Genomic DNA, 21,230 nt, shown 5'->3' on the forward strand with positions numbered 1-21,230 from the left:
TATAGGATTAATGAAAGGGGGAATTGCAGCGTGAAAAATATGAATGAAGAACAGCTTATTAAAGTAGCTGCTAAAGGTGATATGGAAGCCTTTGAAATGCTTATTGGCCAATATGAAAAGAAAATCTATGCTTTATGCTTGCACCTTTTGAAGGACCCTGAAGAAGCCTATGATGCAGCACAAGAAGTATGTATTAAAGTATGGAGACAAATTGCCAATTTTGAAGGACAAGCCAAATTCAGTACTTGGCTTTATCGTATAGGAACAAATCAATGTCTAGATTTAATAAGAAAAAATAAAAAGAGAAGTCAAGATATTTCACTTTTTCAAAAAGATGAAGCTAGTGAAGAAGAATGGATGATCGAGTCACCCAAGCAAGAAGAAGGTGTAGAAGAAAAAGTAGAAAAAAAGGCCTTACAAGAAGTTGTTCAATTGGGTCTAAAGGAATTAAAAGAAGATTATCAGGTCATTATTACGTTAAGAGATATAGAAGAACATTCTTATGAGGAAATAGCAGAAGTATTAGAGATTTCCTTAGGTACAGTAAAATCTAGATTAGCTAGAGCAAGGCAAGCATTAAAAAAAGTTTTACAGCAAAATAAGGAACCGTACCAATCATTTTTTCGTCATATCAAATAGGAAGGGAGTGTGCGGCATGAATTGTGATGAATGTAAGGAAAAATTATCGCTTTATATAGATGGAATGCTAAGTGAAGAAGAAGAAAAAGCTATAGTGGCACACCTTGACCTATGTGAGACGTGCCATGAGGAGTATAAAACATTAACAGGAATAATAAGCTTACTTAAATCATCTAAAGAAGTTGAGTTACCAAAAGGTTTTCACGAAAATTTAATAAGACGTATGAAACAGGAACAAAAAGTAATACCTATTAAAACGAAGCGTTTTAAATGGGAATATCCAGCTGGTTTAGTAGCTACATTATTAGTAGGATTTATGGCATTTGGAGGTCACTTTACAGGAAATAAAAGTAGTGCAACTTCTGAAGCGCCTATGACTGCTTATAGTATGCCAGAAAGTACAGAGGAAAGTGCCGCAGAAGACATGGCAAGAGGCATTGAAAAGCAAGCAGCACCGGCTGAAGCTGCGCCTTCAGTAGTTTCTAATGAAGCAAGCAGTGGTATTCAAGAAGAAGAAAAGAGCCTTAAATCAGCTGCACTTGATGGTCAAGCAGACTCAGTGGTATGGGAAGCTACGATTAAAGATAAACCTGCTTTTTTGAAGGCAATAGAAGAGTATCTAAAAGCACAGCAATTAACTTATACGGAGGAAGAGGGTTATTTGCTTATTACAAGTACAGGTGATTATACAGCACTTTGGGAGTGGATACAGGTACAAACTGAAGTGAAACAGATTATCATTACTCATGATACAGGTAGCGATTTAAAGCTAATCTATCATGAATAAAGTCATACAAGTAAAAAGCTACAAAATATCAGAGCAATAGACTTGACAGTTAAGAGGCTTTTTGATAAATTTAACATAAAGTAGATACCAATTATTACAATGAAAAAGAGGAGTAGTAAAAATAAGAGCTTTAGCGAGATTGGGAGAGTGGAAGCCAATTGTTTCTGTTTTTATGAAGGGCGCTTTGGAGTGATAACTTTGAAAGAGGAATGCGTAAGCATTCAATAAGGGTGGAACCGCGGAAGATAACCTTTCGTCCCTTGCTTAAGGGATGGAAGGTTTTTTATATTGTCCATTCCTAGATTGAATCATTTAAGGAGGTAAATGTCATGGTAGAAAAAAACATGCAACAAATTGTAGCAGTAGCAAAATCAAGAGGTTTTGTTTATCCAGGTTCTGAAATTTATGGAGGACTTGCTAATACTTGGGATTATGGCCCACTAGGTGTTGAATTTAAAAATAATGTTAAAAAAGCATGGTGGAAGAAGTTTATTCAAGAAAGCCCATATAATGTAGGGGTAGATTGTGCACTTCTTATGAATCCACAAGTATGGGTGGCTTCAGGTCATGTTGGTGGATTTAATGATCCTCTTATGGACTGCAAAGCTTGTAAAGAGCGTTTTAGAGCAGATAAAATTATTGAAGATTATCTTGACGAACAAGGTACACCAGAAGTAGTGGATGGTTGGTCAAATGAACAAATGCAGAACTTCATTAAAGAAAAAGCTATTAAATGTCCAAGTTGTGGTGCGCATGACTTCACAGATATACGTCAATTTAACCTAATGTTTAAGACATTCCAAGGTGTAACAGAAGACTCTAAAAATGTGGTTTACTTAAGACCAGAGACAGCACAAGGAATCTTTGTTAACTTTAAAAATGTTCAAAGAACTAGCCGTAAAAAAGTACCATTTGGTATTGGCCAAGTTGGTAAATCTTTTAGAAATGAAATTACACCAGGTAACTTTATTTTTAGAACAAGAGAATTTGAACAAATGGAACTGGAATTCTTCTGTAAGCCAGGTACAGAACTTGAATGGTTTGATTACTGGAGAAGCTACTGTAAAAACTTCCTTCTTAGCCTTGGTGTAGATGAAAACAATATGAGACTTCGTGATCACTCAGCAGAAGAACTTTCTCACTATAGTAATGCCACAACAGATATTGAATTTAAATTCCCATTTGGTTGGGGAGAACTTTGGGGTATTGCAAGCCGTACAGACTTTGACCTTAAACAACATCAAGAACACTCAAAACAAGATATGACTTACTTTGACCCAACAACAAATGAAAAGTATTTACCATATGTTATTGAGCCATCTCTTGGGGCAGATCGTGTAACACTTGCATTTTTATGTGAAGCGTATGATGAAGAAACATTAGAAGATGGTGATACAAGAACGATCTTTAGATTCCATCCTGCACTCGCGCCAGTTAAAGCAGCAGTATTACCACTATCTAAGAAACTTTCTGAGGATGCCGTTAAAGTATTTGATATTCTTGCAAAAGAATTCAATGTGGAATTTGACGAAGCAGGTTCAATTGGTAAACGTTATAGAAGACAAGATGAGATTGGTACACCTTTCTGTATTACCTTTGACTTTGATTCTTTGGAGGATCAAAAAGTAACAGTACGTGATCGTGACTCTATGGCTCAAGAACGTATAGCTATTGAGGATTTAGTAGAATATATCCGTGAAAGAATGGCATTTTAATTAAAAATAATGAATAACGATAGAGAACTTATGGGCAAGACTTATAGGTTCTCTATTTTTTTATCAGAAAAACAGATCTCTCCTATATGACAAAGCATCATAGTCGAATCGTTCACTTTGATGTAATTAGGTTTTTGATTTTTTATTATCTTGTGCAATTTGTGTATAAATAATTAAAGCAAAAAGAAGAAAAATAAGACAAACCATGGCATTTCTTAAGTTGAATGAGGTTTGTTTTATAAGTTCTTTTAAATAGAAATTGTGAGATACTAAAGAAATAAGTAAATAATTCACAAAAGCTTTAGCTGATAGTAATGAAAAAATTATTAGAAAAATATAAAAATAAATATATAACATAAAATACTTTATTCAATACAGAATGTTGTGTTATAATGAACGAGAAATAAGAAATACAAGCGAGTATGATTCCGCCAAGTCAACTAAAGCTTGAAGTTTTTTATGACGCATAAAATTTAGGAGGGAAACAAATGAGTCAACAATGGGTTTATATGTTTCAAGAAGGAGAAGCAGGTAATAAGAATCTATTAGGAGGAAAAGGTGCTAACCTTGCAGAGATGACACAGCTTGGATTGCCTATTCCACATGGTTTTATAGTAACAACTGAAGCATGTACAGAGTATTATGCAAACGGTGGTTCTCTTACAGATGCTATTATGGTTCAAATCAAAGAGGCGCTTGCTAAACTTGAAGATTTAGCTGGTAAGAAATTTGGAGACACAGAGAATCCATTACTTGTATCAGTACGTTCAGGTGCGCGTGTATCAATGCCTGGTATGATGGACACTGTTCTTAACTTGGGTCTTAATGATGTGGCAGTAGAAGGTCTTGCAAAGAAAACAGGAAATACAAGATTTGCATATGACTCTTATCGCCGTTTTATTCAAATGTTCTCAGATGTTGTTATGGAAATTCCAAAACCTCGTTTTGAAAAAATCATAGATAGAATGAAAGAAGAAAAAGGTGTTCAAATGGACACTGAGCTTAATGCAGACGACCTTAAAGAAATGGTTGTTCGTTTCAAAGCACTTTACAAAGAAGAAAAAGGTGTGGAATTCCCACAAGAACCAGAACATCAATTGATGGAAGCTATTAAAGCAGTATTCCGTTCTTGGATGAATCCTCGTGCTATTGTTTACAGAAGAATGAATGATTACCCATCTGATTGGGGTACAGCAGTAAACGTACAAATGATGGTATTTGGTAATATGGGTAACACATCTGGTACAGGTGTTGCTTTCACAAGAAACCCTTCTACAGGTGAAAATAAAATTTATGGTGAATACCTCATTAATGCACAAGGTGAAGACGTTGTTGCTGGTATTCGTACACCAAACCCAATTACACAACTTGAACAAGATATGCCAGATGTATATCAAGAGTTCACAGAGATTTATACTAAGCTTGAAAATCATTATCGTGATATGCAAGATATGGAATTCACAGTTGAAGAAGGCAAATTGTTCTTCCTTCAAACACGTAATGGTAAAAGAACAGCTGGGGCTGCTCTAAAAATTGCAGTTGATTTAGTTGCAGAAGGCAAGATTACAGAAGAAACAGCTGTTTGCCGTGTAGAACCAAAACAACTTGATCAATTACTTCACCCTAACTTTGATCCAAAAGCACTTAAAGCTGCAACAGTAATCGGTAGTGCGCTTCCAGCATCTCCAGGAGCAGCAGCAGGTAAAGTTTATTTCACAGCAGAAGATGCTAAGAATGCAGCAGCAGCTGGTGAAAGAGTTATCTTAGTTCGTCTTGAAACATCTCCAGAAGATATTGAGGGTATGGCAGCAGCTCGTGGTATCTTAACTGTACGTGGCGGTATGACTTCACATGCAGCAGTAGTTGCTCGTGGTATGGGTACATGCTGTGTATCTGGATGTGGTGAGATTAAAATTGATGAAGAAGCTAAAACCTTTACATTAGGTGGCAATACATATAAAGAAGGGGATTATATCTCTTTAGATGGTTCAACAGGTAATATCTATGGTGAAGATGTAGCAACTATTGAACCAGAAATCACAGGTGATTTTGAAACACTTATGGCTTGGGCAGATAAAGCAAGAGTACTTAAAGTACGTACAAATGCTGACACACCAAGAGATGCAAGAAATGCTGTTAAATTTGGTGCAGAAGGTATCGGTCTTTGCCGTACAGAGCATATGTTCTTTGAAGAAGATCGTATTATGAAGATTCGTAAAATGATTGTATCTAAAACAGAAGCAGAAAGAAGAGAAGCACTTAAAGGTCTTCTTCCACTTCAAAGAGGTGACTTTGCAGGTATTTATGAGGCAATGGAAGGTAGACCAGTAACCATCCGTCTTCTTGATCCACCACTTCATGAATTCGTTCCACATACAGATGAGGATATTGCAGATCTTGCAAAAGAAATGGGTCTTACATTTGAAGACCTTAAAGCAACTGTAGAAGGACTTCATGAATTCAACCCAATGATGGGTCACCGTGGTTGTCGTCTTGCTGTTTCTTATCCAGAAATTGCAGAAATGCAAGCACGCGCTATCATTGAAGCTGCTGTACAAGTGAAACAAGAGAAGGGATATGATGTTGTACCAGAAATCATGATTCCACTTGTAGGTGAAAAGAAAGAACTTAAATTTGTTAAAGATATCGTTGTTAAAACAGCAGATGAAGTTATCAAAGAAGCTGGTATCGAAATGGAATACCATGTAGGTACAATGATTGAAATCCCACGTGCTGCACTTACAGCAGATGCTATTGCTGAAGAAGCTGAATTCTTCTCATTTGGTACAAATGACTTAACTCAAATGACATTTGGTTTCTCTCGTGATGATGCTGGTAAATTCTTAGATGATTACTATGGAAAAGGTATTTATGAAAGCGATCCATTTGCTAGACTTGATCAAACAGGTGTAGGTCAATTGGTACAAATGGCAGCTGAAAAAGGTCGCAAGACACGTCCAAATATTAAGCTTGGTATTTGTGGTGAACATGGTGGTGACCCATCATCAGTTGAATTCTGCCATAAGGTAGGACTTAACTATGTATCTTGTTCTCCATTCCGTGTACCAATTGCAAGACTTGCTGCAGCACAAGCAGCTATTAAAAATCGTTAATTCATTTCGAGCAAAAATCATATAGCACAGAGAGAGGAAGCTACTTTAAAGTAGCTTCTTCTTTTTGTGTAGTAAAGAAATGGATTTACTATTGAGAAAAAGTATTTAAATGTGTTACAGTGAAATAAATCAAAATACTATAAAATGACACAAAGGAGCCTTTAGATAATGACAAAAGAGACATTCACCTTTCCATCTGCTAATGGGAAAAACCAAATTTATGTCAAGTTATGGAAACCAGAAAAAGAACCTATTAAAGGTATATTACAAATTTCTCATGGTATGATTGAGCATATTGAACGTTATGATGAATTTGCGTTTTTTTTAGCTAGCAGAGGTTTTTTGGTAGTGGGAAATGATCATATGGGGCATGGTCAATCTGTTAGTAATTCAGAAGAATGGGGTTATTTTGCTAAAGAAGATAGCAGCAAGAAAGTAGTAGAAGACCTACATGCTTTAACGTTAAAGATGAAATCTAAATATCCAGGAGTGAAATATTTTGTTTTAGGCCATAGCATGGGTTCCTTTATGATTAGGCGCTACTTAATGACTTATGGTAAAGAAGTTGATGGAGCTATTATTATGGGAACAGGTATGCAACCCTTTATGAAGTTAGTCTTAGGAAAATTAATTTTAAAAGTTGTTAAAATGTTTTATGGAGAAAAGCATCGTAGTGTTTTCTTAGAACAAGTCATGTTTGGAAGCTATAATAAACGATTTAGTACAAATAAAAAAGGAAAAGAGTGGCTTACTCGAGATGAAAAAGAGGTTCAGTGCTATAGGAATGACCCGGCTTGTTCCTTTTTGTTCACAATTAATGGAATAGAAACCTTATTATCTACCTTGAGTTTTATCCAAGCAAAAGAAAATATACAATGCTTTCCCAAAGAGATTCCTATACTTATGGTATCAGGAAGTGAGGATCCCGTAGGTAATTATGGGAAGGGTATTAAAAAGGTGTTTGAAACTTATCAGCAGCATGGGGTGAAAAACATCGTACTCAAATTATATGATGGTGCTAGACATGAACCACTTAATGAAACGAATAGGTATGAGGTTTATGAAATGATATATACTTATTTAAATAAGTGGTAAAAGGTATTGCTTTTTAAGAAAGTGCCTCATATAATCTTTATTAATCCATAAAAACCAAACAAAGGCGTACTTGGAAGCAGGTGGGTCTTTGTTTGATTTTAACAAAAATTATTTAAAAAAAAGGAAATACGTATAAAGTGTCGTATTTAATAAGTATATGGGGTGATGAGAATGTGTTACAGAGAGCAACAAGAAAAGTTTGAATGTATGCAGCTTAGTGAATTTGCGACAAAAAGCATGTTATCAAGAGGAAGAGAGCGCTTAGAAGAAGAGTGTGAGGTTAGAACGCTTTTTCAAAGAGACCGCGATCGCATTTTGCATTCTAAAGCTTTTAGACGATTAGCTCATAAGACACAGGTGTTTATTTCGCCAGAAGGTGATCATTATCGCACACGTCTTACCCATACCTTGGAAGTTTCTCAAATCGCAAGAACCATCGCAAGAGCACTCAAATTAAATGAAGATCTAACAGAGGCTATTGCACTAGGGCATGACTTAGGACATACGCCATTTGGACATACAGGGGAGCATAGTTTACAAAAACTAACTGGAGGTGACTTTTCGCATAATAAGCATAGCTTACGTGTTGTAGAAGTGTTAGAAAATAATGGAAAAGGTCTGAACTTGACTTTTGAAGTAAAAGATGGTATTTTAAATCACCCAACCAGTGGTAAACCAGCGACCTTAGAAGGTAAAGTTGTCCAAATTTCAGATAAAATTGCATACATCAATCATGATATAGATGATGCGCTCAGAGGGAAGGTACTTAGGCAGGAAGACTTGCCTATTGCATATACTTCTATTTTAGGCAATACATCAAGTGAAAGAATTAGTACTTTAATTACCGACATTATTAAAGAAAGTGCGGGAAAAAACATAGTAGCTATGAGTTTAGAAATCAAAGAAGCATTTTCTAAACTACGTCAATTCCTTTTTCAAAATGTTTATATAGGTTCTTCAGCTAAAGAGCAGGAAGATAAAGCGAAACATATTGTGACAGAGCTATATGAGTATTATATTAGTGATTTAGAAAAGTTACCTATGTCATACATAGAAAGGCTTAAAATGGGGGATTCTGAAAAGCAAATAGTATGTGATTACATTGCCGGTATGACGGACCGATTTGCTATTCATGCTTATATGGACTTGTTTTTCCCAAAATCATGGAATATTTACTAATCTTAAACTTTAGAAAGGAAGGAGAATAGATGAGGTATCCAGAGCATGTAATTGAAGAAGTACGAGAAAAAAGTGATATTGTCTCTATTATCTCCGAATACACAGCACTTACTAAAAAAGGACACTCCTATACAGGGTTATGTCCTTTTCATAGTGAAAAGACACCTTCATTTTCTGTAAGTGAAGATAAACAGCTTTATTATTGTTTTGGTTGTGGTGCAGGAGGAAATGTCATTACATTTCTTATGCAAAAAGAAAGTATGACTTTTATAGAAACCATTAAGTATTTGGCAGAAAGAGAAAATATTAAGTTAGATGAAACTTATTTATCTGAAGAAGAAGTGGAAAAGAACAAAAAAAGGCAGCATCTTTTAGAAATTTTAAAAGAAAGTGCTCGTTTTTTCCATTATCAATTAAGACAAGAACAACATAAAAGTGCATTAACTTATTTAACGGATAGAGGTTTATCCTTGGAAACCATCAAGCAATTTGGTTTAGGGTATGCTTCACCACAATTTAACGAGCTTTATGAATATTTAAAGCAAAAAGGTTATTCAGATGAGCTTTTGTTGGAGTCTGGATTATTTTTAAGTAGTAAAAATAGTCAGATGCCGTATGATCGTTTTGCTGACCGTATTATTTTCCCAATTTTTGATTTGAGCAAAAAAGTCATTGCTTTTGGTGGACGTGTTTTAGACGGTAGCTTACCTAAATATTTAAACTCGCCGGAGAACCTACTTTTTAATAAAAGTAGGGTATTATATGGCCTTCATTTAGCCAAGACATCTTCTAGTTCATATTTTATCTTGGTAGAGGGGTATATGGATGTTATTGCCATGCATCAAGCTGGCTTTAATCAAACCATAGCGTCCCTAGGAACAGCTTTTACACCAGGGCATGCAAAGCTTATCAAGCGTCATGTTAAAGAGGTAGTCATTTTATATGATAGCGATGGTGCAGGGCAAAAAGCAGCTTTAAGAGCTATTCCTATTTTAAGAAATGAAGGGATTAAGGTCAAGGTACTTCAATTAAAAGAAGGAAAAGATCCCGATGAATTTTTAAAGACTCATGGCTATGAAGCTATGAAGAAGCTTATAGAAGAAGCACCTGTAGACATATGGTTTCAAGTACTTCATGTTGAAAAAAAGTATCAGCTTAGTAATCCAGAAGAAAAGGTGAAGTTTTTACAAGAGATAGCCACTATTTTGGCAGAATCAAGTAGCAGTATTGAACAAGCCATATATATTGGAGAAATTTGTAGTAAATATCAAATAGATGAAGCAGCTTTTAAAGCAGAAATGAACCAGCACCAAGGGCAAATATTAAAAAGGGTGAGGGAAAAAGCAAAAGAACCGCCTTCAATGATGCAAAAACAGCAACTTTTTAATAATGAAGTTATTTTTTTAGCTACGTTATATCATTATCCACAGCTAGGTAGGCATATTCTAAAATATATTAAACCTGAGATGTTTCAAGAGGAGCTCTTATATGACCTAGCAAAGGCCATTATGGAGAACTTAGAGATGGGAGATGAAGTAGATTTAAATTACTTTACAACTAAGTATCCAGAAGTAAATGAACAAAACATTATTTCTCATGTACTTATTTATAAAGACCAGCGTTACGAGGATATGGAAATCTTACAAAAGATGATGACGGAAAATGTCAAACGTCTTAATAAAACGTATATTGAAAAGCGTTTAAAACAAACAACAGATATAAAAGAAGTACAAAATCTACTATTTCAAAAAAAGGAACTTGACAAATTGAATATTGATTATATAAATGGTTAGAATAGTAGACAGGAGAAAGGATTGATAATAGTGAAAGATGTGGCAGAACAGAAACTAGCTTTTAAGGCAAAGTTAGACCAGCTTATAAACATTGCAAAAGACAAAAAAGGAATGCTTGACCAAGAAGATATCAACGATGTATTTTCAGACATGGATCTGGAACCTAGTAAAATAGAACAAATATATGAATATCTAGAAGCACAAAATATTGATGTCATTGGCAATTTAAATGACGCAGAAATAGATGATGTTGATATTGATTTAAGTAACTTACCTGATGGCATCAGTATAGATGACCCTGTTCGTATGTACCTTAAAGAAATCGGAAAAGTCCCTCTCCTTTCAGCAGAACAAGAAATTATCTTAGCACAAAGAATGCAAGATGGTGATCAAGAAGCTAAAAAGAAATTAGCAGAAGCCAACTTAAGATTGGTAGTGAGTATTGCAAAACGTTATGTAGGTCGTGGTATGCTTTTCTTAGACCTTATTCAAGAAGGAAATTTAGGTCTTATTAAAGCGGTAGAAAAATTTGATTATACAAAAGGTTTTAAATTTAGTACTTATGCAACTTGGTGGATTCGTCAAGCTATTACAAGAGCTATTGCTGATCAAGCACGTACTATTCGTATTCCGGTGCATATGGTAGAAACAATTAATAAACTCATGCGTGTATCAAGACAACTATTGCAAGAACTAGGTCGAGATCCTCAACCTGAGGAAATTGCAAAGCGCATGGATATGCCAGTTTCTAAAGTACGTGAGATTATGAAGATTTCGCAAGAACCAGTTTCTTTAGAAACACCTATTGGTGAAGAGGAAGATAGCCACTTAGGCGACTTTATTCCTGATGAGGATATACCGGTGCCAGCAGAAGCAGCGGCCTTTACTTTATTAAAAGAACAATTAATCGAAGTATTAGATACGTTGACAGAAAGAGAACAAAAAGTACTTCGCTTACGATTTGGATTAGATGACGGGCGTGCAAGAACGCTTGAAGAAGTTGGTAAAGAATTTAGCGTAACAAGAGAACGTATTCGTCAAATTGAAGCTAAGGCATTAAGAAAACTTCGTCATCCAAGTAGAAGTAAGAAATTAAAAGATTATCTCGAATAAAACTTAAAAAGTAGAAGTTGCTTAGTCAACTTCTCTTTTCTTATTAAAAATTAAAATGTAAAAGATTTGAAGAGGTGTTACAGTGCAATTATCAACGCGTTTATCAGCTTTAGTGCAATATGTTCCACAAGGGAGCAGAGTTATAGATGTAGGAACAGACCATGCCTATATACCTATTTATTTAATTAAAAATAATAGGGCGGTAAGCTGTTTAGCTACAGACATTAATGCAGGCCCATTAAAAAAAGCGGCTCATAATATAAAACAACATCATATTCATCAAATTCGTTTAAAGCAAACTAATGGGTTAGAAGGTGTTTGTGAAGAAGATGGTGATGTGATTATGATTTCTGGTATGGGTGGTTATCTCATTATCGATATTTTAGAACGAGCTAAGAAACTTGTAAGTGGTATAAGAAAGCTGATACTTCAACCCCAACAGGATATTGATGAGGTGAGAAGATATTTACATCAGATAGGTTTTCGTATAGAAGATGAAGATTTTGTAATTGATGATGATAAGTATTATACTGTTATTGTGGCTGTTCCAGGAAATGAACATTATGCGCATACATATGAGTATGTCTATGGAAAATGCTTAATTGAAAAAGGTTTGCCTGTGTTTAAAGAATGGCTTGTTAAGAAGGAAGAAAAGCTAGAAGAAATTAGTGCGGCGCTTCAAGATAAAGAATCAGAGAGTGTTGTTAAACGTAAGCAAGAATTAGCTAAGGAATTAGCAATGCATCGGGAGGTGATGGCATGCCTATTTTAAAAGAAATAATAATTACTTTGGAAAAGTTGGCACCAATAGAATTAGCAGAGTCTTGGGATGCAGTAGGGTTAATGCTAGGAAGCGGGCAGCAAGAAATTAGTAAGGTTTTATGTGCACTTGACTTAAATGAAGAAGTAGTAGAAGAGGCCATTCAGATTCAGGCAGATTGTATTATCACTCATCATCCATTTTTTTTTAAACCATTGAAGTCTGTTGATTTAGATTCTAAAACAGGTAAAATAATTGCTAAGCTGATTAAGGCCAATATAGCAGTTTATGCCATGCATACGAACTATGATATAGCTGAAGGTGGATTAAATGATTATTTATGTGCAGGCTTAGGATTAAAGGAAGTTGAAGTTCTTCAAATGACAAAGCAAGAGAAGTTATGTAAGTGTCAAGTTTATGTACCGATTACCCATGCAGAAAGGGTAAGAGAAGTTATTGTGAACTATAATCAGTGTAAGATTGGTGATTATTTAGGATGCACGTTTATGGCCAACGGAGAAGGGACCTTTATACCATTAGAGGAAGCTCATCCTTATATAGGAACATCTGGAAGCTTAGAGAAGGTTCAGGAATGTGTTATTAGCTTTATGGTTGAGGCTAGTGAGGTTTCTAATTTGATGGAGCATATTCAAGAGATACACCCCTACGAAGAAGTAGCTTTTGATGTATTTGAGCTCAAACATATCACTAAAGAATATGGTATAGGCCGCGTAGGGGTATTACCACAAACCTTAAGTTTAGAAGCTTTTATAACTAACATTAAGCAATTTTTTAATTTGTCCTATGTACGTGTTACAAAAGTAAAGGAAGAACCAGTTATTAAGCGTGTTGCCATTTGCTCTGGTAGTGGTTCTGAATACATTTCAGTAGCAGCTAGGAAAGCGGATGTTTATATTACAGGAGATTTGAAATTTCATGAGGCACAAATGGCATATCATTTAGGTATTCCAGTCATTGATGTGGGACATTATGCTTCGGAAAATAACGCACTAAAGCCTATTGGTGATTGTATTATGAAACAATTTCCTAAATGTGAGGTTGTTTATTCTAAGGTAGATGGAGAAATGCTATTTATAAGATAGGGGGAATAAAGAATGAGTGAAATGGTCCGTGTTTTATTTAAAGATGGTAAAGAGATACAAGTGGAAAAAGGAACAACATTTGAAGAACTAGCTGAAAAAGTAAAGGGGCAGGGAGAATATCCTATTATGTTGGCTGAAACTGAAAATAGCTATAAAGAGCTAGCTTCACCTATTTTACACGACTTATCTGCTGTGCGTTTTATATACTTAAATGAAAAAGATGGGATGCGCGTTTATCAACGTAGTGCAACCTTTTTACTTGTAGCAGCTGCAAAGCGTATTTTTCCAGGTCGTCATATTATTGTCAATCATCATATAGCAGGGGGATACTTTTGTGAATTTAAAGATGATGGCTTATGTAGCAACGAAAATATCCAAAAGCTTGAAGAAATGATGTGGCAGATGGTAAGAGAAGAGTTGCCTATAAGAAAGGAAGTCTTAAGTGTAGAACAAGCAATGGAGCTTTTTGAGGCAGAAGGAATGTTAGACAAAAAGGAACTGTTTAAATATAGAAGGACTTCTACCGTTAATATCTATAGACTAGATGAGGCAAAAGATTATTTTTATGGCTATATGCTTACTAATACAAAAGCTATTCAACTTTTTAAGCTTATTCCTTATGCCCATGGCTTTATTTTACAATTTCCAGATGAAAAAGACCCCAGTCATTTAAAGACTTTTGTACCTCAACCTAAGTTGTCTAATATCTTTAGAGAGTCAGAGAGATGGGCACGGATTTTAGGAGTAGATACGGTAAGTGCACTTAATAACGTGATTGCAAAAGGTGAAATAGACGAACTTATTAAGATTTCAGAGGCACTTCATGAAAAGAGAATTGCAGAAATAGCGGATCAAATTGTGGAGAAAAAGCATATCAAGCTTGTTCTTATCGCAGGGCCTTCATCTTCTGGAAAAACGACTAGTGCAAAAAGATTAGGTATACAGCTCAAGGTAAATGGTATGAAGCCACATGTTGTGTCCATTGATGACTATTTTGTAGATAGAGAACATACGCCAAGAGATGAAAAAGGTGATTATGATTTTGAAGCCTTAGAAGCAATTGATATTCAGCTATTTAATGAGCATATGAAAGCGCTGATTGAAGGCAAAGAAGTAGAGGTCCCTACTTTTAACTTTGTAACAGGTAAAAGAGAATACAAAGGGAATAAGATTAAATTAACGCCAGATGAAATACTTATCGTAGAAGGGATTCATGGACTTAATGAGAAATTAAGCTATGCTATTCCAGCTGAAAATAAATTTAAAATTTATGTGAGTTGTTTAACACAGCTTAATATTGATGAGCATAATCGCATTCCTACTACAGATACAAGATTAATTAGACGTATGGTAAGGGATAATCAATATCGTGGTATTGACCCAGAAAAAACTTTAGCCATTTGGGCTTCTGTAAGACGTGGAGAAAATAAAAATATTTTCCCTTTTCAGGAAGAAGCAGATGCTATGCTGAATACAGTGCTAATTTATGAATTAGCAGTTCTTAAATCAAAAGCAGAGCCTTTACTTTTTAGAATTACACGTCAATCACCTTATTATGCAGAGGCTAAGCGTATGTTAAAGTTCTTAGAATATTTTTTACCAATGGATACTTCTGAGATTCCAAGCAACTCACTTATTAGAGAATTCTTGGGAGGAAGTTCCTTCCAATAACATCAAAAAAAGTAATCGATGTTAATTGACAAGAAAAAGGAAGTAGTGTAAAATAAACAAGTTGTTAAGTAAGTCAGACAGTCGCACGCACATGGCCGAAAGGTAGTGCTTGAGGAACGTCCGGGCTCCACAGAGCAAGGTGCTGGGTAATACCCAGTGGAGGCGACTCTAAGGAAAGTGCAACAGAAATAAACCACCTATCACTTGATAGGAAAGGGTGGAAAGGCGAGGTAAGAGCTCACCGTCCCTTAGGTGACTAAGGGAGCCATGTAAACCCCACCTGGAGCAAGACCGTATAGAAAGACGTTAATAGCTGCTCGCTAGTCTTTGGGTAGGTCGCTAGAGCTTATAGGTAACTATAGGCGTAGATAGATGACTGTTTGATACAGAACCCGGCTTATAGACTTGGTTAACAACCTTATATGAATATGAAGAGAACATGCTTGGGAAGAATGAGCTTGTTCTCTTTTTTGGTGTATAAAAGAATAATTCATTCTCTAAGGAGAGGGATGAATGACCAAGGGAATGATTAAAGTGAAAATGATTTTTGTAATTAGTGAACAATCAAATAACGCATTTAATACAAAAAATTAATAATTAAGTAATTTATATAATTTTTTTGTAAATATTCATTAAATATAAAATTGACTATTATAGGCAATTATCATAGAATTATAATAAGCAAACAAGATGAATAAGGGGTGAAGGGTAAAATGTCTATGAATTTAATCATTGCCGATACGAATCAAGATTACGTGGAAAGATTAAAGGATTATATTCTAAATAAGTATCAAGACCAATATATCATTGAACTTATTTACGATAAATACCAGCTTAAAGAGAGGATAAAACAGGGAAAGTGCCAGGTTGTATTATTAACACCAAATTTATATGACCCAGAAATGAATATAAAAAATATTGAGTTACCTATTATTTTAGTTGATGAAGAGGCACCTTTACCTTATCCAGATAAATTTAAAAGATCAATTAACAAGTATACGCGTATCACATCTTTGATGCTTTATGTTGAAGAAGAATACGAGGAAATGGAGAGGAATAAACCTATTATATATGGTGTATATTCACCTGCAGGTGGTGTTGGAAAAACAACGATTGCTTTATCTGCAGCTATTGCTTATGCGCAAGCTGGTAAGAAGGTACTATACTTTAATCTTGAGGACTTAGATAGCACGCCGATGTTTTTTGAAAAAGCTGAGGTGCCACCTATGGAAGTCTTACTAAACTTAGCTAAAGATTCATATGAACAAATGTTAGCTAAGAGAATTGGACAAGATAAGCGTACTGGTGTGATGTATTTTACAAGAGAAGTACAAACGCTAGATCCTTATGCAATTAGTGCAGAGGAAGTAAGTCGCATTGTTGAGACACTTATTGAAAGTGGTATGGCTAATATTGTTATTATTGACTTGAGTACAGAACTTAATTTCCTTAATCGTCAAGTATTTGAAATGGCAGATTATTTAATGATGGTTGTTAACCAAAACACCCAATCAACTTATAAAACAAACTGCTTTATGGCACAAGATGAACTTATAGAACCAATAAGAAATAAGATTAAATTTGTTATTAATCAAGGTAAGGAATTCAATATTAATCAAGATGTTGAAGTGATTGCACGGATTGATAAGCTTTATGCAACCAATCCTTTAGGATTATGTGAGTATATCGCACAAAATCATTTTTTGAGTCTTCATGGCTTAAATGAGCAGTAAGGTATTCAGATCAAAGGAGGGATGCATGAAATGAAAGATAATAGTGTTTTTTTTAGGATTAATAAAATAGAAGGTAAGTCATTTTTATCATTTGATTTAGATACAATGAAGAAGTATGACCAGATTGCGTGTGGCGCCTTGAAGTTAGAAACACCTGACTTTATCATGCCGGTGCTGTTTGAGAAGGGTCCAGGCATTATAACACTTCGCTATTCAGTTCCAGAGAATTATGTGGCTTTAGAAGAGTTTACTGGCAGCCTTATGATTGAAGATGTTTTAAAATTGTATCAATGGACGATGTACAGTTTAGAAGAGTGTGGAGATTGGTATTTAAAGCCAGAGGCTTTTTGTTTTGATACAAGTCATGTATATATAAGTGAAAAACATGAACGTTTAGTTTTTGCATACATACCAGATGACCGTACACAGTTGGATGTTCAGGGCATAAAATCTATTTTTATTAGTTTGCTTGAGAAGTGCAATGAAACAAGCGGTGGCAATATTCAACTTCAACTTTATAAATATTTCTACAAGCCTAAATTCTCTTTAGAAGAGTTTCGAAAAATGGTAGATAAATTTAACGAAGATGTCATGCATAAGCAGCAAGCGGCTCCAGCTGTAGAAGTGAAAAAGGTAGTAGAGCCAACTACACCGCCAGTGGTGACTAAAGAAACGAAAGTAGCGCCTACACCAGCAGTGAAACCTGCAGAAGAGGTTCCAGAGAAGCCAATAGAAAAAGTAGTATTGGTAGAAAAGGAAGAGCCAGTTGAAACTTATAGTGCAAAAACTTCTAAACCGGTAGAGGTGGAAGAAGCCAATCTACGATCAGTTTATGCAGCTCAGCCTAATCGTTCACAGCTATCACAAGAAGAAATAGAGGAAATGGTTAAATCTATTTATAGTTCTAAACCGTTAGAGCCTGTTGAAAAGAAGGTGGCAGAGGAAGCTTCTGTTTATGGTACAAAGGGTAGTAGCATAGCAAGAAACAATAGTTTTAATGAAGAGGAAGACGAAGAAGAATCATTTTATAGTTCAAAATCTAAGGAGGCAATGAGTGGATCATCACCTAAGAAGAAGAACTTATTTGATAACGTATTTAGTACGCCAACGAAAAATACACGCACTAGTAATAGCTCTACAGAAAGAAGAAGAGGGCCTGTTCTTAAGTCCATTAGCACCCATACCCGATATGATTTACCTAAAGTTATTCCTTTAGATTTTGAAGATGACCAGTTTATTATAGGACGTGCAACACGAACAGGAGAAGAAACAGGAGCACATTATGAATTTGGTGCTGAAATTACACCTATTAGCCGTATGCATGCTGAAATTCAAAGACAAGATGATTTATATTATTTAAAAGATTTGGGTTCAAGCAATGGTACTTTTTTAAATGGAACAAAAATTGAACCTAATAAAGCTTATCAGATTGAAGAAGGAGACAAGATTGCTTTTGCAATTGCTTTTTCAAAAAATAGTATTGAATATATGTTTGTAGAATAAAATAATAGGCATCTATGAGATGCCTATTATTTTATTTACTTTGTATATTTTGCCCTTCAATCATAAGGGTTTGTGTTGGAAATGCAATAGAAATGTCAAGACTATCACAAATAGCAATAAGTTCCAAATTAACAACTTCTTTAATAGCTAGATAGCTAGGGTAGTCAGTCTTTAAAACATAGTAAATGATTTGAATGTTTAATGCATAGTCCCCAAAGTTTTCGAAAGCAACAAGAGAAGTATCAGCTTCAATATCGGGGTGGGTTTCTAAATAATTTTTGATCTTTGTGATACAGGTTTTAAGTTGAGTAGTGGAAGTGGCATAAGCTACACCTAAATCAAATTTAACACGCCTTTTACTCATGCGACTCCAATTAGTAATATTAGCATTACCTATAGTGGCATTTGGAATAACAACTAATCCTTGAGTAAAAGTACGAATACGTGTACTACGAAAACTAATGTCTTCAACGATACCTTCAATAGTACCTAATTCGACCCAATCACCAATAACAAAGGGCTTATCTAAAAGTAAAATCATACCTGAAAAAATGTTGGCAATGGAATCTTTTGAGATAATAGCAACAGCAGCACCACCTATTCCAACACCAGTAATAATGGTTGAAAGATTAGGTACTAAAGTAATTAAAATAAGAATAACACCAATAGTTACCGTAATAAAGCGAATAATACGTGCCATATAACGAATAAATAAAGTATTATCAATTAAAGCAACGCGCATATTAAAGTTACTAAATAACTGTTCATAGATATGTTCAAGATCGTAAATAGCCCAAGTTATGATCCCTATAATAATCACACTATAATACTTAGTTAATGTAGCTTTGGAAATAATACTAATTGGAATCGTTAATTCTCCTAAAATAAACGATTGTTCTGAAGGTGTTTGGTAATAAATAAACGGTGAAATAGCGAGAGCCATGTATATACCTGTAAATAGAAACAGATAATTAAAAGGTTTTTGCAAACAATCAAAAAGAACAATGTCTAATCGTTTTTGTTTAAACTGAATCTTGGATAAAAATTTAATAACCAGTTTGCTTAAAATGCGTTTAGCAATAATAAAAATGAATAAGACTAAAGCAGCACCTATAAGTCTTATATAAAAGGGATCTTTAATAAGTGTAGTAAATAAATTCATTGTGTAACCTTTCTAGATATATTGATACTTATATTTTACGTATTATTATACAATGATATTGTAATAAATAAAAGCTATTTCTAGGCAAAATACAAGAGAATATGGTATAATATAACAAGTTCAAGTCAATAGTATTAACAGTAAAAGAATAAGGAAAAGGCGTAATCAATGAGAATTTCAAAGGAATTATGGGTTGAAGATGGCGTTAAGTGGACAACTTGGAAGAAGAATCAGTTAGTAAAAAGAAATAAATATAAAGGAAGTGTTTATTTAGTATGCAGTTCACCTTGTGATCACTGGTTATTTGAAGTGATTGAAGCAAAGCATTTAACGAAACGATATGAGGCGTGCTACGTTATAGGGATTATGCAGACAAGAGAAGGTGCTATTAGGTATATAGCAAGCCTTATAGATAATATTTATAACAAGCAGATTATGAGTTATGAGGTATTAACCACATAAGAAAGAGGTGCATAATGGGCATGATATGGTTAATAATAAAAATAATCCTATGGACTGTACTTGCATGCATGAGTGTGTTTGTTTTCTTATGTATACTTGCATTAGTAGCTCCTGTTCGTTATGAAGCTTATCTTGAAAAATACGATCAGTTAAATTACGATGTAAAGGTAAGGTATTTAAGAGGCGTTAAGGGACATTTTTATTTACAAGATGGTATCAAATATCAGGAAATAAAAGCATTTGGTAAAAGACTTTATTTTGAGAAAGAAGAGCTATCTTTAAAAGAGCAGGAAGTAGCTGTAATACCTAAAGTAGTTCATCCCACAACAAAATATGAGCAAGACCACGTAAAGGATCAGCTAAAAGATGATCAAGTAGATGTACAAAAACAAATGACAAAAAAGCAACAAGCTACTTATAAGACCGTTTCTTCTATAAAAGAAAGTAAAGGTACAGGAAAAACAGTACAAGCATCTCGCATGGCATTTGAAGAATCAGATCAAAAAGAAAACCATACTGACTCAAATATAGGCTTAATAAGAGAAATAGTTTCTCTTCCTTATTTTTGGAAGCTATTAAAAAGTATTTGTAAATTATTAAAAGACATTACTATTTATATTGGGCCTAAGGAGTGGTCTTTTGAACTCGTTGTAGGAAAAGAAGAACCAGCAGAAACGGGCGAGCTTATGGCGAAGCTTATTATGCTTTATCCGTGGTATTATCAGCATGGTATTATAAAAGGGAATTATGAAACGCCAGGTATATGGGGAGGCTTTTTGGCAGAAGGGAAGTTCTGTATAGGTGGCATTTTAAAGCGTATCATAGCGTTTTTATGGTATAAACCAGTAAGGGAATCTATAAAATTGATATTAAGAAAGAGAAAGGAAGAAGAAGATGGAGAGTAAAGTAAATCAAGAATTAAATGGGTTAATGGAACAGTTAGAAAATTTTATTACGACTAAAACAGTAGTGGGTGAGCCTATTCATATTGATAATACCATATTAGTTCCTTTAATAGATGTGAGTTTTGCTGCAGCATCAGGTTCTACTGCTAGTAATAAATATACAGAGCGTCGTAAAGAAAGAGAAAAGAGAGTAGAGGGAGGAACAGGAGCAGGAGCAGGTGGTTTAGGTGCTAAAGTAACACCTAGTGCCATGCTTGTTATTCAAAACGGAACTACTCAATTAATTAATATACGTAATCAAGATAGTATTACTAAGTTAATTGATATGATTCCTGGTTTAGTAGCAAAAGTGCCTGATTTAATTGCAAAATTTACTGGTGAAGAAGCTACAAAGGTTATGGATGCAAATAGTGATCACTATCATGATTTAGAAAAAGAAAAATAAGCGAGTAATCAATAGCAGAAAAGGGAACTTGGTCATCAAACCAATGTCATTA

Annotated in this window: 17 protein-coding genes, 1 other RNA gene and 1 other annotated feature; of the genes, 17 read left to right on the forward strand and 1 reads right to left on the reverse strand. The window is 34.6% G+C overall.

Annotated features, from left to right (window positions below; all coding sequences use genetic code 11):
- Positions 1-39: 39 nt before the first annotated feature.
- From QTL86_RS05465 to QTL86_RS05530, 14 genes are all read left to right on the forward strand, one after another.
- Positions 40-639: an RNA polymerase sigma factor gene (locus QTL86_RS05465; RefSeq protein ID WP_041713721.1), complete on the forward strand. Its 600-nt coding sequence runs from the start codon at positions 40-42 to the stop codon at positions 637-639.
- 16 nt (positions 640-655) lie between these two features.
- On the forward strand, positions 656-1,426 hold the full coding sequence (locus tag QTL86_RS05470) for an anti-sigma factor family protein (protein ID WP_127066845.1): 771 nt from the start codon (positions 656-658) through the stop codon (positions 1,424-1,426).
- A gap of 90 nt (positions 1,427-1,516) precedes the next feature.
- Positions 1,517-1,690, forward strand: a binding site (T-box leader).
- 65 nt (positions 1,691-1,755) lie between these two features.
- Complete coding sequence (locus tag QTL86_RS05475; RefSeq protein WP_013657361.1) at positions 1,756-3,141, forward strand: glycine--tRNA ligase; 1,386 nt, start codon at positions 1,756-1,758, stop codon at positions 3,139-3,141.
- A gap of 488 nt (positions 3,142-3,629) precedes the next feature.
- Positions 3,630-6,254: a pyruvate, phosphate dikinase gene (ppdK, locus tag QTL86_RS05480; RefSeq protein WP_127066844.1), complete on the forward strand. Its 2,625-nt coding sequence runs from the start codon at positions 3,630-3,632 to the stop codon at positions 6,252-6,254.
- Positions 6,255-6,422: 168 nt separating this feature from the next.
- The gene (locus QTL86_RS05485; protein ID WP_410496728.1) at positions 6,423-7,349 is read left to right on the forward strand and encodes an alpha/beta fold hydrolase; all 927 of its coding nucleotides are present in this window, start codon (positions 6,423-6,425) and stop codon (positions 7,347-7,349) included.
- A gap of 171 nt (positions 7,350-7,520) precedes the next feature.
- Entirely contained in the window at positions 7,521-8,528 is a 1,008-nt protein-coding gene (locus QTL86_RS05490) for a deoxyguanosinetriphosphate triphosphohydrolase (RefSeq protein WP_410496729.1), read from the forward strand.
- Positions 8,529-8,557: 29 nt separating this feature from the next.
- Positions 8,558-10,321: a DNA primase gene (dnaG, locus tag QTL86_RS05495; RefSeq protein ID WP_013657356.1), complete on the forward strand. Its 1,764-nt coding sequence runs from the start codon at positions 8,558-8,560 to the stop codon at positions 10,319-10,321.
- Positions 10,322-10,360: 39 nt separating this feature from the next.
- Positions 10,361-11,434, forward strand: a complete 1,074-nt coding sequence (rpoD, locus tag QTL86_RS05500; RefSeq protein WP_041713720.1) for an RNA polymerase sigma factor RpoD — start codon at positions 10,361-10,363, stop codon at positions 11,432-11,434.
- Between the two features lie 82 nt (positions 11,435-11,516).
- Positions 11,517-12,206 carry a tRNA (adenine(22)-N(1))-methyltransferase gene (locus tag QTL86_RS05505; protein WP_013657354.1) on the forward strand — a complete coding sequence of 230 codons (690 nt, stop codon included), beginning with the start codon at positions 11,517-11,519 and terminating at the stop codon, positions 12,204-12,206.
- Positions 12,194-13,297: a Nif3-like dinuclear metal center hexameric protein gene (locus QTL86_RS05510; RefSeq protein ID WP_127066840.1), complete on the forward strand. Its 1,104-nt coding sequence runs from the start codon at positions 12,194-12,196 to the stop codon at positions 13,295-13,297. Before QTL86_RS05505 ends, QTL86_RS05510 begins: the two co-directional genes overlap by 13 nt.
- 12 nt (positions 13,298-13,309) lie before the next feature.
- Positions 13,310-14,968 carry a nucleoside kinase gene (locus tag QTL86_RS05515; protein WP_127066839.1) on the forward strand — a complete coding sequence of 553 codons (1,659 nt, stop codon included), beginning with the start codon at positions 13,310-13,312 and terminating at the stop codon, positions 14,966-14,968.
- Positions 14,969-15,033: 65 nt separating this feature from the next.
- Positions 15,034-15,384: RNase P RNA component class A (gene rnpB / locus QTL86_RS05520), an RNA gene on the forward strand.
- Between the two features lie 297 nt (positions 15,385-15,681).
- Entirely contained in the window at positions 15,682-16,701 is a 1,020-nt protein-coding gene (locus tag QTL86_RS05525; RefSeq protein ID WP_127066838.1) for an AAA family ATPase, read from the forward strand.
- Positions 16,702-16,731: 30 nt separating this feature from the next.
- A complete protein-coding gene (locus QTL86_RS05530) occupies positions 16,732-18,204 on the forward strand; it encodes an FHA domain-containing protein (RefSeq protein ID WP_410496730.1) in 1,473 nt (490 codons plus the stop codon).
- 31 nt (positions 18,205-18,235) lie between these two features.
- On the opposite strand, the gene QTL86_RS05535 is transcribed toward QTL86_RS05530, so the two are convergent.
- Positions 18,236-19,366 (reverse strand): mechanosensitive ion channel family protein, encoded by a 1,131-nt coding sequence (locus tag QTL86_RS05535; RefSeq protein ID WP_127066836.1) that lies wholly within the window; start codon positions 19,364-19,366, stop codon positions 18,236-18,238.
- A 168-nt stretch (positions 19,367-19,534) separates the two neighbouring features.
- On the opposite strand from QTL86_RS05535, the gene QTL86_RS05540 reads away from it, so the two are divergent.
- From QTL86_RS05540 to QTL86_RS05550, 3 genes are read left to right on the forward strand one after another with little or no spacing between them, the layout of a single operon-like run.
- Entirely contained in the window at positions 19,535-19,828 is a 294-nt protein-coding gene (locus QTL86_RS05540; protein ID WP_013657348.1) for a hypothetical protein, read from the forward strand.
- A gap of 14 nt (positions 19,829-19,842) precedes the next feature.
- Positions 19,843-20,733, forward strand: coding sequence for a hypothetical protein (locus QTL86_RS05545; RefSeq protein ID WP_127066835.1), 891 nt, complete (start codon positions 19,843-19,845; stop codon positions 20,731-20,733).
- Complete coding sequence (locus tag QTL86_RS05550) at positions 20,723-21,178, forward strand: GerW family sporulation protein (RefSeq protein WP_013657346.1); 456 nt, start codon at positions 20,723-20,725, stop codon at positions 21,176-21,178. Before QTL86_RS05545 ends, QTL86_RS05550 begins: the two co-directional genes overlap by 11 nt.
- Positions 21,179-21,230 lie beyond the last annotated feature (52 nt).

Origin of the sequence: Cellulosilyticum sp. ST5 (genome assembly GCF_046529625.1) — a bacterium.
Lineage (GTDB): Bacteria > Bacillota > Clostridia > Lachnospirales > Cellulosilyticaceae > Cellulosilyticum > Cellulosilyticum lentocellum.